Genomic DNA, 12224 nt, shown 5'->3' on the forward strand with positions numbered 1-12224 from the left:
AGCTCGACCGCGTGGATGGTCGTACCCGTCGGGATGTTGCGCAGGGGCAGGTTGTTGCCGGGCTTGATGTCGGCATTGGCACCCTGCTCGATCGGCGAGCCCTGGGCGATGCCCTTGGGTGCGACGATGTAGCGCTTCTCGCCGTCTGCGAAGTGCAGCAGTGCGATGTTCGCGGTGCGGTTGGGGTCGTACTCGATGTGAGCGACCTTGGCCGGCACGCCGTCCTTGTCGTTGCGACGGAAGTCGATGAGACGGTACGCACGCTTGTGACCGCCACCCTTGTGTCGGGTGGTGATACGACCGTGTGCGTTACGTCCACCGCGACCGTGCAGCGGGCGGATCAGCGACTTCTCGGGGGTCGAACGCGTGATCTCAGCGAAATCGGAAACGCTGGAGCCACGACGGCCCGGGGTTGTCGGCTTGTATTTACGGATTGCCATGAGTCTTCTCGTCCTCTATATCCGAAGAGTCCCAGTCGCTTACGCGACCGGACCTCCGAAGATCTCGATGGGCTTGCTGTCGGCGGAGAGCGTTACGAGCGCGCGCTTGGTGTCCTTGCGCTTGCCGTAACCGAACCGGGTCCGCTTACGCTTGCCCTGACGGTTCATCGTGTTGACGCTGGTCACGGTGACGTCGAAGATCTTCTCGACGGCAATCTTGATCTGCGTCTTGTTCGAGTCCGGGTGCACCAGGAACGTGTAGGTGCCTTCTTCGATCAGTCCGTAGGACTTCTCGGAGATGACCGGTGCCAGCAAGATGTCGCGGGGATCGGCGATCGTGGTCACTTGCTTGCCTCCTCGTTCTTTGCAGGCCCAGCGATGAAGGTGTTCAGCGCTTCCACGCTGAAAACGACATCATCGGCGTTGAGCACGTCGTAGGTGTTGAGCTGGTCGGGTGCAATAGGGTGCACGCCGTCCAGGTTCTGAACGCTCTTCAAGGCTGCGATGTCCTCGCGGCCGACGACGAGCAGGACCTTCTTGCGGTCCGAGATCTCGGCGAGGAACGTCTTCGCACCCTTGGTGGACGGAACCTGTCCGGCAACCAGTTCGGTGATGACGTGCAGACGCTCGCTGCGGGCCCGATCGGAGAGGGCTCCGCGCAATGCGGCGGCCTTCATCTTCTTGGGGGTCCGCTGGCTGTAGTCGCGCGGCTGCGGTCCGTGGACCGTGCCACCGCCGACGAACTGAGGAGCGCGGGTCGAACCCTGACGGGCGCGGCCGGTGCCCTTCTGCCGGTACGGCTTCTTGCCGCCGCCGCGAACCTCGCCACGAGTCTTCGTGGAGTGGGTTCCCTGACGAGCAGCTGCAAGCTGTGCGATGACGACCTGGTGCAGCAGCGCGATGTTCGCCGGAGCGTCGAAGATCTCCGCGGGGAGATCGACGGTGCCGTTGGTCTTGCCGCCGGCTTCCTTGACATCGAGCGTCAGCTTGGTCTCGGTGTTCTTCTCGAGGCTGGTCATGCCCGTGCACCACCCTTCAATGCAGACTTGACGATCACGACGTTGCCGCGACGGCCCGGGATCGCTCCCTTGATCAGCAGCAGACCGTTCTCGCTGTCCACCTTGTGGACCGAGAGGTTCTGCGTCGTGACGCGGTCGCCACCCATACGTCCGGACATGCGCATCCCCTTGAAGACGCGACCGGGCGTTGCGCAGCCACCGATGGATCCGGGACGACGGTGCACGGCCTGTGCGCCGTGGCTCGCGCCCTGACCCTTGAAGCCGTGACGCTTCATGGTTCCGGCGAAGCCCTTGCCCTTGCTGGTGCCGGTGACGTCGACGTATGCGCCGTCCTCGAACACTGCAGCGGTGAGCTCCTGGCCGACCTCGAACTGCGAGGCGTCGGCAACGCGAATCTCCACGATGTGGCGACGCGGCGTGACACCTGCCTTCTCGAACTGGCCGGTGGTGGGCTTGTTCACCTTGCGCGGGTCGATCGCACCGAATGCGACCTGGACGGCGCTGTAGCCGTCACGTTCCTGGGTGCGGATCTGGGTGACCACGTTGGGGCCTGCCTTGATCACGGTCACCGGAACGACGCGGTTGTTCTCGTCGAAGACCTGGGTCATTCCGAGCTTGGTGCCCAGAATTCCTGTTGCAGGCCGGTTCTTGTTATCAGTCATCGTTGTCTCCGCGCTCACTGGATGTTGACGTCGACACTGGCCGGGAGGTCGATGCGCATGAGCGCGTCCACCGTCTTCGGTGTCGGGTCGAGGATGTCAATGAGCCGCTTGTGAGTACGCATCTCGAAGTGTTCGCGCGAGTCCTTGTACTTGTGCGGCGAACGGATGACGCAGTACACGTTCTTTTCTGTCGGCAACGGCACCGGTCCGACGACGCGGGCACCCGTACGGGTGACCGTTTCGACGATCTTGCGCGCTGACGCGTCGATCGCCTCATGGTCGTAGGCCTTGAGCCTGATGCGGATCTTTTGTCCCGCCACGCTTAGTGTCCTTTTCTTGCCGCTTGGTCGTAGAACGGGCCGTTCGGCCTGCTCCACCTCGTCTGCACAGTCCCCGAGCCGTGGGAAACCCACCGACTCGAACTGCCTTCGTGCACACACGACAGTGAAAAACGTTGACGACCAGGCGTGACCTGATTCCGTTGCCGCTCTTCATCTGTCATGGTTCTCCGGTCCACGCGGTCGGGCGTGTCGCGATTCCGCTCATTCTTCTGCGCTGAAACTTTCGCCTCAACCATCCGAATCGAACGAAATCCGCACCGATCGAGCTGGTGTTCCGGACGCGCTCACGTGGAGCGCTGGTCTCATGTTCTTGCTCAGTCGGCTTTTCGGCCGACTCACCTGTTTCAGGCCGCACGCATGCGCGTCCCGTGTCCAGGCAACCCGACCAGTATGCCGCAGACCGGGCATCAGATCAACTCGGGGCCGATCGATTGCCATCGCACTACCTTACCGAGCAGTAAGGTAGCGCCATGACCACCGTCGAGAACACTACCGGCGCGACCTATCGCGCCTGGTCGAAGCTACCGAACAACACTGTCGGCTCCACGCTCTTCTCCGTAGGTATGTGCCTACGGGTTCCGTACTTCGCATCCGTGCTGCCCCGTGTCGTCGCGCTCGAGCCGGGGCGCTGCGAGGTCACTGCCCCCAAGTGGTTCGGCATTCGAAACCACCTGGGCACCTTCCACGCCATCGCGGCCTGCAACCTCGCCGAGGTCGCGATGGGCATGCTCGCCGAGGCGACCGTCCCCACCTCGCACCGATGGATCCCCAAATCGATGACGGTCCAGTATCTGACGAAGGCCACCACATCGCTGCGCGCGGTCGCCGCACTCGACGAGGTCCCCGACTTCGGGACGGTCACCGATGGCATCGACATCGTCGTGCCGGTCGCGATCCGCGACACCGCAGGCATGGAGGTGGTGCACGCGGACATCACCATCTGGGTCTCCGCCGCATCGCGTTGACATACTCGACCGATGAACTCGGTGACACGGTCGGAGCCCGACAACTCCGTGATTGTGGTCGGAGGTTCGGGAGCGGTCGGACGTCTGATGGTCGACCTGCTGCGCGGTGACGGCGCTTCGGTCACCGTCGTCGACATCCACGACGGTCCCGACGCCTTTCCCGTCACGGTCGGTGACATCACCGCGCCCGACGAACAGCTCGCCGCAGTGCTGGCACGTGCGGCGACGGTCATTCTGGCGGTGCCCGAATCCGTGGCCCTGGCGGCGGACCTGTCTGCTCTGCGGCCCGACGCTCTGCTGGTGGAGACCCTGTCGGTCAAGTCCGGCTTCTCGCGCCATGTGCAGGGCGCACGTCCGATCGGTGCCGTGATGGGAATCAATCCCATGTTCGCCCCGTCGCTCGGAATGGCCGGACGTCCCGTCGCCGCCGTCGTGCACCGACCCGGCCCGCCGGTGGATCTCTTCCTCGAAGGAATCTCGCGATGGGGCGGTCGAGTAGTGCTCCTCGACGCTGCACGCCATGATCGCCTCGCCGCCGCGACGCAGGCCCTGACACACGCCAGTGTGCTGGCGTTCGGCCTGGCTCTGGCCGAATTGGACCTTCCCTTCGACGACATCGACGCCGTTGCGCCTCCCCCACACGCGACGATGCTTGCGGTGCTGGCGCGCATCACCGGCGGTGAACCCGAGGTCTACTGGGACGTACAGGCAGGCAATCCGCACGCCGCCGATGCCAGGGCGGCGCTGCAACGCGCGACGCAGACGGTGAGCGAGACCGTCGATTCCGGCTCCGAGGCCGACTTCGCTCGCCTGTTGACGCAGGCCGAAGCCGCTCTGGGCGGGAACGGAGATCAGTATCGAGCATTGTGTGCGGAGATGTTCGGTATCGTTCGAGGCAGCGGCGGTAACCGATAGCCGCAGTCGGACGAGCGGAAAGCGGAGGCACGCGATGCTGGAGCAACCGTCGTTGCCGGAATTCGACTCCGCCGATGTCGTGGAGAGCGCCGTCGTCGCGCGGTTGGCGAAGAACTGGTCACAACGCGCGACGGTCAAGAAGCCCGAACCCGAGCTGGACGATCTGTTCGACGTCGCCAAGCAGGATTTTCCCGACGCTCTGATCCCGTTCGGTGAACACGACACCTTCACCGGTGCCACTCCCCAGCAACAGAATCGACTTCGGGCATGGGGCTGGATCGCGTTCAACAAGAACGTGATGGACGTCGAGCAGCATGTCGTTCATCCCGGTTTCGCACTGTTGGCGCAAGACGTGTTCGAGACCGGGATGGGTGACACCCTCGCAGTTGCGGTGACCCAGGCCATGGTGGACGAGCAGTACCACACCCTGATGCACCTCAACGCGAGCGCAGCCACCAGACGCGGACGCGGTTGGTCTCTGTCGGAACGCTCTCTGCCGTTCAGCTCCACCGTGCGCCGGCAACGCGCGGCACAGGCGAACAGTGACGACCCATGGTCGGCAGCGATCAGCTCCCTCGCGTTCATGACGGTTGCAGAGATCTCCATCACGTCGTACCTGGACCTGATCGAGGACGACGACGTCATTCAGCCCATCAATCGGGCAACGGTCAAGCTGCACAACCGCGACGAGTACTGCCATGCGTCCATCGCCGACGACATGGCCGCGATCGTCTTCGAGCGACTCGGTCCCGACGACCGGCAGAAGTTCCTGGACGGCCTCGTCGATGGCATGGACGCGTTCTCGAGCAGCGACTTCTCCACCTGGGGACGCATTCTCGAGCTCGAAGGCGTGCTGGGAGCCGAGGCGATGCTCGCCGATGTCGAGCAGGACAAGAGCCGGCGCGCGTTGGTTCAGGACTACAGCGGGTTGCGGTCTCTGTGCCGAAAACTCGACGTCGAGAACAGTATCGATATCGACTGGGGCTGACTGCGGAACTCACGCAACGACGCCCCTCCACGTAACATCCACGGCGAATTTCGCTATCAAGTAGTGGCCCTCGACTCCACAGGGTCCGGTCCCACCACTCCCCCCGACAGCTCGGAGATTCGATGTCGTCAGCTCAACACGCAGCCGTACACGTGGAGGACGTACACAAGTCCTTCGGCGATGTGCAAGCGTTGCGCGGCATCAGCTTCTCCGCGGAGCGGGGAACAGTTCTGGGCATTCTCGGCCCGAACGGTGCAGGCAAGACGACGACCGTGAAGGTGCTCTCCACCCTGATCGCACCCGACAGCGGCAGAGCCTTCGTGGCGGGTCACGATGTCGCAACCGACGCTCCGGCAGTACGCCGCTCGATCATGATGACCGGGCAGTACGCGGCGCTCGACGACACACTGTCCGGCCGCGAGAACATCGAGCTCTTCGGTCGTCTGATGGGTCTGGACAAGAAGGCCGCGAAGGCCCGCGCCAAGGCGCTGCTCGACGAGTTCGACCTCTCCGATACCGGCAAGCGCCCCGTGCGCGGCTACTCGGGTGGTATGCGTCGCCGCATCGACATCGCCTGTGGCCTCGTCGTGCGGCCGGAGGTCGTGTTCCTGGACGAGCCGACCACCGGACTCGACCCACGCAGCCGGCAGGGTGTCTGGTCGCTGGTCGAGGCGCTCAAGGCGCAGGGCATCACCGTTCTGTTGACGACGCAGTACCTCGAAGAAGCAGACGTTCTGAGCGACAACATCATCGTCATCGACAAGGGCACGGTCATCGCAGAGGGCACGTCGGACCATCTCAAGGCCATGACCGGCGGCAGCTACTGCGAGGTCGTTCCCCTCGATCCCGGCCAACTCCGTGCGGCCGCCGAAGCCCTGGGCGACATGGTCCCCGCGGCAGTTCACGCCGAGATCACCGCGGCCTCGGACCGGCTCTCCGTTCCTGCACCCGACGGCGCGGCGACTCTGTCGGAGATTCTGCGCCGTATCGATGCGAGGGGAATCGTGCTCGCCGACATTGCTCTGCGCCGCCCGTCGCTCGACGACGTGTTCCTCACCCTCACCGGGCACTCCCAGACGAGCACCACACCGTGACGGCCACTACGCGAGGCGTCGCCGATTCGAAGGCCAGAGCCGTCCGACGGACCGATGTCGGTTCGACGGCTCAGCAGCCGAAACGGCGGTCGAGGACGAAGCCGTCGGGATTCGTGCAGTGGCAGGCCCTCACCGGCCGTGCCCTGTGGACCATGCTGACCAAGGGCGAGTTGCTGGTCGCAGTCATCGCCCCGCTCATCTTCACCGTCGGCTTCTATCTGCCTCTCAAGTTCGTCATGGGCTTGCAGGGCATCGACTACGCCCAGTTCCTGATGCCGATCATCGTGCTGCAGGCCATGGCGTTCACCGCGATCTCGGCGGCACAGCGTGCCTCGGCCGAGGCGATGAGTGGCCTGAACTCACGGTTGAAGACCATGCCCGTCGTGCGGGGTGTGCCACTCGTGGCACGAATCTCGAGCGGTGTCGTCCGCTCGTTGGTCTCTCTCGTATCCGCCCTCGGTTTCGGTTACGTGATCGGTTTTCGCTTCACGGCAGGGTTCGGTCAGGCCCTGTTGTTCTGCGCACTCGCCATGCTGATCAGCACCACGTTGTCGATCGGGGCCGATGCGATCGGAACTCTGTCGAAGAGTCCCGAAGCGACCAGCCAGGTACTGACCCTCCCCCAGCTCATTCTCGGTATGGCGTCGTGCGGGTTCGTCCCGGAGAGTGGATTCCCGGAACTCATCCGACCGTTCGTACGCAACCAGCCGATCTCGCAGTTCTCCTTCGCAATGCGCGATATGGCCGAAGGCGGAGTCACCTTCCAGGTGTTGTGGCCGTCGCTCGCGTGGGTGACCGGCTTGATCCTGTTCTTCGTACCGCTCGCCATCTGGGCGAGCTCCAGGCCAGAGTGAAGAGTCCGACATGACGATGTCCGAAGCGTCGGTGAACACGACCCGCGTATCCAGCTTGACCTTCCCCGAACCCAACATGGTGCTGGGCGAAAGGTCTGTCCGTGCTCTCTGGACCCACAGTCTGATCCAGGCCAAGCGACTGTTGACGCGATGGATGCGCGATCCGTCGACGATGATTCAGGCGTTGCTGTACCCCGCCTTGATGCTGGTCATGTTCCGTGTCGTGCTCGGAAACTCGATTTCCGCGGCCACCGGAGCTCCGGCGATCTACGGCCAGGTGCCGATGATCGCTCTCGTCGGAGCGATGTTCGGATCGATCGTCAGCGCGGTCGGCCTCAAGGGCGAACGTAAATCGGGTTTGCTGTCGCGCTTCTGGACGACACCGACGCATCGTGCCGCCGGTCTGCTGGGCAGGATGATCGCCGAAGCAGTTCGAGTACTCGTCACCACCATCGTCATCACTTTGGCGGGTGTCGCGATGGGGTTCCGATTCACTCAGGGAATTCCGGCCGGCATCTTGTTGATTCTGGTGCCGATCGTGTTCGGTATCGGGTTCGCGGTCATGGTGACATTCCTGGCCACCGTCGCCGGCGACGCACCCCTGGTCGAAGTCGTGTCGATCTTCGCCACACTTCTGATGTTCTTCAACGCCGGCTTCGTACCCGTGCTGGCCTACCCACCTTGGCTTCAACCGGTCGTCGCGGCGCAGCCGATGTCGGTCGCGGTGGATGCAATGCGAAACCTGGCAATGGGTGGTCCGGTCCTGACACCGGTGTTGCAAACTCTTGCATGGTCACTCGGAATGGCAGTCGTGTTTCTGATCCCCGCAATCCGCGGCTACAAGAAGGCATCTTCGGAAGGCTGACCGAAGTGGCTCCGGTCAACCCACGGCCCCGATCGGAAGTGACGTCGTGAACGATGCGTACACCGCACATCCGTCGATTTCGGTGATCATTCCTGTGGGCTCGCTCGATCCCCTGCTCGACGCCCAGTTGCAGGCGTTGGCGGAGCAAGATGTCGACTATCCGTTCGACGTGCTGATTTCGGACAATGCCGGCGACGGACGAGTCAGCGATCACGTCGCTTCACATCCCCTACGAGATCGACTGCAGTTGACCTGCGTAGACGCGTCACAGCAGGTCGGGGCGGCGCACGCACGCAATCGCGGTGCCGAGAGCGCCTCCGGCGACCTGTTGATGTTCTGCGACGCGGACGACGTGGTGCACCCATCGTGGCTACGAACGCTCGCCGAGCTCGCTCGGACGTTCGACGTGGCGGGTACCGCAGTGGAGACGCACACGCTGAACAGTGCGCGAGCGTTGTCCTGGACTCCGACCACACCGCCCGAGAACCAGGGCCGTACGGATTTCCTGCCGTTCGCGATCGGGGCCAGCATGGCCTGTTGGGCGTCGGTCTATCGCGATGTCGGTGGCATGGACAACCGGTTCAGGGCCAGCCAGGACGTCGAATTCTGCTGGCGCGCGCAACTGTCCGGCTACACCCTCGGTTTTAGTACCGACACTGTCGTGGCCTACAGACTGCGCGCCGAGCTCCGACCCATGCTGCGCCAGTCGTTCCGGCTCGGATTCGGCTTCGCCAAGCTGCGGGGAATCTATCGGCCCCAGGGGTGCCCGGCCATGAAAGTTCGTACGGTCCTGTCGTGGTGGACAGCCCTGTTGGTTCGCAATCCGCTGCTACCGACGGCATGGACCGGGCTGGCCCGTGGTCACTGGTCGAGGGCCCTCTTCATCCGGGTCGGCGAAATTCGCGGGGGCATCGCCTATCGCGCGTTCAGCTGGTGACGTCGGACACACCCACTGGCTCACCGACCCACCCGGCCTGCAGTCTTGATCCGCGCGACTGTAACGGATGGATGACCGATGTTACGGTCGACAACACAGGCCTGCCGAAACCGGCGGCGCGTCCCACGCCTTCACACGAGATCGAGGCCATGTCGAACACGCTTTCCCGAGTGCTGCCCACGGCGGTTGCTGCCGCCGTCGCCGGTGCCCTGTGCCTGACCGGGGCGGGAACGGCGACTGCAGCACCCTCCCCCACCGGCACCTCGGTATCGGCCACCCCCGCACTCGAGGGTGCCAACGACTTCGGCTGTGTTCCCAGCGCGGCCCATCCCCGTCCGGTTGTGCTCGTCCACGGAACCAAGATGGATGCGTCCACGTGGAAGATCCTGGCACCGCAGTTGAAGAGCGAGGGCTACTGCGTCTTCGCCCCCAACTACGGCGGCGTCTCGCTCCTCCTCGACCCGGGCACGACCATCTGGGGCTCCGGCGACATCGCTGAGTCAGGCCGACAGATCGGCCGTTTCGTCGACGAAGTACTCGCGGCAACCGGTGCCGAGCAAGTCGACATGGTCGGCCATTCGCAGGGCGGCACCGCCACTCGGCAGTACATGAAGTTCGATGGCGGCACCGATGCGCAGGACCCAGCCCGCAACAAGGTTCACACGCTGGTCACCCTCGGTGCCACCAATCACGGCACGACCTTCGGTGGTCTGCAGCAACTCTCCGAATTGCTCACCTCCCTCGGTCTGCCCGGCGACGCACTCACCCCCCTGACATACAACATGGCGGGTGCCCAGCAACTCGTCGGTTCGACGACGCTTACCAGCTTGAACGAGGGCGGAGACGTCGAACCCGGGGTGGAATACACCGTCATCGCCACGCGCAACGACACCGTCTCGACGCCGCCCGCGAACACCTTCCTCAAGTCCGGCGACCCGGCGATGGTGCACAACGTCTGGGTTCAGGACGTGTGCCCCGCGGCGACGACGTCCCACGTCGGTCTCGTCACCGACCCGGCGCCTCTGTACATGGTCAAGTCGGCGCTCGATCCCGAGTACGCAGCGACGACGCCTGCACCCTGCTGACACAGCGCGAACCGTCACCACCGGGGCCTCACGACATCGCGTCGTGAGGCCCCGGTCGTGTTCGACGGTCTACCGGTCCAACTCGGACTGCAACACCGGTCCGATTTCGGCGAGCGCAGACTGCGACGCCATCTGCCAGTGGGTGGAATGCACGGGCACCACGTTCACGCCCCCGTCGACCGCGTCCTCCCACGTCGACGCGGCAACGGTTCCGGTCGGATCGTCGACGACCGACGCGAAGAGGATCGACCGCCCGACGAATGTCCGTGGCACGTACGAGTCGATCAGCTCCGCCGAGCGGGCGATCCCGTCCAGTATCCCGGCTATCCGATCGCGGGATATCGCGTCGAACGGAGCAGGCATCGATGCCAACAGTTCCGCCACGGAATCGACCGTGAGCTCTTCGATCTCGATATCGGTGTCCGCTCCGAGGCCCAGGCCGCCGAGCATCTCTCCGGCAGACACGGGTCGGTCCACGAGGTGCTCGGTCCTGCCCGCGACGAACGAGTCCATCATCGCCAGTGTTGCTACCGACTCGCCTTCGTGCTGCAGTTGCACAGCCATGGCGTGCGCGATCGATCCGCCCATCGACCAACCGAGCAGGTGGTACGGGCCGGACGGCTGCACGCTGCGAATCTTGTTCACGAACAGGGCGGCCCACTGTTCGATGGATTCCGGCAGGGGTTCGGCACCGGAGAGGGCAGGTGACTGCAACCCGTAGATCGGACGGTCCTCGCCCAGGTACGCCGACAATCCACCGAAGCCCCAGGAGAGCCCCACGATGGGATGGATGCAGAACAGCGGTGACTCGGAACCACCGACTCGAAGGGGAATCAATGTCTCCAGCCCGCTGGATTCGGCCTCCTCGATCGGCGAAGTCGTCGCTGCCGTGATCCGCGCGGCGAGCGAGGCCACGGAGGCGTCGACGAACAACCAGTTCAGCGGTATCGGTCCGCCGCCCACGGCCGCTCCGAGCTTGGACACCAACTTGACCGCCAGCAGCGAGTTGCCACCCAACGCGAAGAAGTCGTCGTCCAACCCGACACGCTCGACACCCAGGACGTCCGAGTACACCGCCGCGATCGATTCCTCGACCGGTGTCCGCGGAGCCCGGAACTCGCGGATCTCGAATTCCGGGACGGGCAACGCCCGACGGTCCAACTTGCCCGCCGCGTTGAGCGGCAAAGCGTCGAGCACCACGAACGCGGACGGCACCATGTACGACGGCACCGCCGACCCCAACTCCGACCGGACCGCCTCGACCTCGATGTCGGCTCCTACCGCGGGCACCACGTACGCCGCCAGCGACTCCCCCACCGATAGCTGCGCAACCACCACAACGGCCTGACTCACCGCCGGAGACGCCGTCAAGGCAGTCTCGATCTCCCCCAACTCGATTCGCTGCCCACGGAACTTGACCTGAAAGTCCGTCCGACCGATGTACTCGAGCCGCCCGCCATCCATCGCCCACCGAACCAGATCGCCGGTGCGATACATTCGCGCCCCAGCATCGCCGAACGGGTTCGCGACGAAACGCTCCGAAGACAAGTCCGGCCGCGCAACGTAACCCCGAGCCAACTGCACCCCGGCGAGGTAGAGCTCGCCCGGCACACCCGCAGGCACCGGATGCAACCGCGAATCGAGAACGTGAACAGAGGTATTCCACTCCGGCACCCCGATGGAGACCGAACCATCCACCGCGACGTCCTCGGAGACATCGCGATAGGTGACACTCACCGCCGCCTCGGTCGGTCCGTACAAGTTGTGCACCCGAGCATCCGACACCGCGCGGCACGCATCCACGGTCCGCGCGGGCAACGCCTCACCGATCACGAAGATGTGCCGAAGCGAAGAGATGGACTGCGCAGCAACCGATTCGGCAAACACCGTGAGCATCGACGGCACGAAATCCGTCACCGTCACACCATGACGGGCGATATCGGCCGCCACGGCCTCCACATCACGCTGCGCGCCCGGGGCCGCCACGATCAGCCGACCCCCGGTACGCAGCGGCAGGAAGAACCCCCACAACGACACGTCGAACGTCGTGGCCGTCTTC

14 protein-coding genes are annotated in these 12224 nt (G+C 64.4%); 8 read left to right on the top strand and 6 right to left on the bottom strand.

All coding sequences use genetic code 11. The features are described from left to right. The 5 genes from rplB to rpsJ all read right to left on the bottom strand — a co-directional run. Positions 1-440, bottom strand: a 440-nt coding sequence (rplB, locus tag A2J02_RS16830) for a 50S ribosomal protein L2 (protein ID WP_068051385.1), incomplete at its 3' end; no start/stop codon positions are given. 39 nt (positions 441-479) lie between these two features. Beyond that, positions 480-785, bottom strand: a complete 306-nt coding sequence (gene rplW / locus A2J02_RS16835; protein ID WP_027496310.1) for a 50S ribosomal protein L23 — start codon at positions 783-785, stop codon at positions 480-482. Then, complete coding sequence (gene rplD, locus A2J02_RS16840; protein ID WP_068051387.1) at positions 782-1459, bottom strand: 50S ribosomal protein L4; 678 nt, start codon at positions 1457-1459, stop codon at positions 782-784. Before rplD ends, rplW begins: the two co-directional genes overlap by 4 nt. Continuing rightward, a complete protein-coding gene (gene rplC, locus A2J02_RS16845; RefSeq protein WP_027496309.1) occupies positions 1456-2121 on the bottom strand; it encodes a 50S ribosomal protein L3 in 666 nt (221 codons plus the stop codon). The genes rplD and rplC overlap by 4 nt, the downstream gene beginning before the upstream one ends. Before the next feature lie 14 nt (positions 2122-2135). Then, complete coding sequence (gene rpsJ, locus A2J02_RS16850; protein WP_003938093.1) at positions 2136-2441, bottom strand: 30S ribosomal protein S10; 306 nt, start codon at positions 2439-2441, stop codon at positions 2136-2138. Positions 2442-2932: 491 nt separating this feature from the next. Here rpsJ and A2J02_RS16855 point away from each other — a divergent pair, with 491 nt between their 5' ends. From A2J02_RS16855 to A2J02_RS16890, 8 genes are all read left to right on the top strand, one after another. Continuing rightward, positions 2933-3427 (top strand): hotdog fold domain-containing protein, encoded by a 495-nt coding sequence (locus A2J02_RS16855; RefSeq protein WP_068051390.1) that lies wholly within the window; start codon positions 2933-2935, stop codon positions 3425-3427. Positions 3428-3439: 12 nt separating this feature from the next. Continuing rightward, positions 3440-4342 carry a prephenate dehydrogenase dimerization domain-containing protein gene (locus A2J02_RS16860; RefSeq protein WP_068051392.1) on the top strand — a complete coding sequence of 301 codons (903 nt, stop codon included), beginning with the start codon at positions 3440-3442 and terminating at the stop codon, positions 4340-4342. 34 nt (positions 4343-4376) lie between these two features. Beyond that, complete coding sequence (locus A2J02_RS16865; protein WP_068051394.1) at positions 4377-5330, top strand: AurF N-oxygenase family protein; 954 nt, start codon at positions 4377-4379, stop codon at positions 5328-5330. A gap of 122 nt (positions 5331-5452) precedes the next feature. Next, complete coding sequence (locus A2J02_RS16870; protein ID WP_068051396.1) at positions 5453-6424, top strand: daunorubicin/doxorubicin resistance ABC transporter ATP-binding protein DrrA; 972 nt, start codon at positions 5453-5455, stop codon at positions 6422-6424. Further along, a complete protein-coding gene (locus A2J02_RS16875) occupies positions 6421-7278 on the top strand; it encodes an ABC transporter permease (RefSeq protein ID WP_068051398.1) in 858 nt (285 codons plus the stop codon). Before A2J02_RS16870 ends, A2J02_RS16875 begins: the two co-directional genes overlap by 4 nt. Before the next feature lie 10 nt (positions 7279-7288). After that, complete coding sequence (locus A2J02_RS16880; RefSeq protein WP_068051400.1) at positions 7289-8143, top strand: ABC transporter permease; 855 nt, start codon at positions 7289-7291, stop codon at positions 8141-8143. 46 nt (positions 8144-8189) lie between these two features. Then, positions 8190-9080 (top strand): glycosyltransferase, encoded by an 891-nt coding sequence (locus A2J02_RS16885; RefSeq protein ID WP_068051402.1) that lies wholly within the window; start codon positions 8190-8192, stop codon positions 9078-9080. Positions 9081-9229: 149 nt separating this feature from the next. Next, positions 9230-10165 carry an esterase/lipase family protein gene (locus tag A2J02_RS16890; protein WP_068051404.1) on the top strand — a complete coding sequence of 312 codons (936 nt, stop codon included), beginning with the start codon at positions 9230-9232 and terminating at the stop codon, positions 10163-10165. A gap of 69 nt (positions 10166-10234) precedes the next feature. Here the strand turns inward: A2J02_RS16890 and A2J02_RS16895 are convergent. Beyond that, positions 10235-12224, bottom strand: a 1990-nt coding sequence (locus A2J02_RS16895; protein WP_156516255.1) for an AMP-binding protein, incomplete at its 5' end; no start/stop codon positions are given.

The organism is Rhodococcus sp. EPR-147, assembly GCF_001647185.1.
In the GTDB taxonomy this organism is placed as follows: Bacteria; Actinomycetota; Actinomycetes; order Mycobacteriales; family Mycobacteriaceae; genus Rhodococcoides.

Excerpts from the sequence above, each read along its gene's own strand:
- rplD (WP_068051387.1), bottom strand. The coding sequence starts at position 1,459 with ATGACCAGCCTCGAGAAGAACACCGAGACCAAGCTGACGCTCGATGTC.
- rplC (WP_027496309.1), bottom strand. The coding sequence starts at position 2,121 with ATGACTGATAACAAGAACCGGCCTGCAACAGGAATTCTGGGCACCAAG.
- A2J02_RS16855 (WP_068051390.1), top strand. The coding sequence starts at position 2,933 with ATGACCACCGTCGAGAACACTACCGGCGCGACCTATCGCGCCTGGTCG.
- A2J02_RS16860 (WP_068051392.1), top strand. The coding sequence starts at position 3,440 with ATGAACTCGGTGACACGGTCGGAGCCCGACAACTCCGTGATTGTGGTC.
- A2J02_RS16865 (WP_068051394.1), top strand. The coding sequence starts at position 4,377 with ATGCTGGAGCAACCGTCGTTGCCGGAATTCGACTCCGCCGATGTCGTG.
- A2J02_RS16870 (WP_068051396.1), top strand. The coding sequence starts at position 5,453 with ATGTCGTCAGCTCAACACGCAGCCGTACACGTGGAGGACGTACACAAG.
- A2J02_RS16880 (WP_068051400.1), top strand. The coding sequence starts at position 7,289 with ATGACGATGTCCGAAGCGTCGGTGAACACGACCCGCGTATCCAGCTTG.
- A2J02_RS16890 (WP_068051404.1), top strand. The coding sequence starts at position 9,230 with ATGTCGAACACGCTTTCCCGAGTGCTGCCCACGGCGGTTGCTGCCGCC.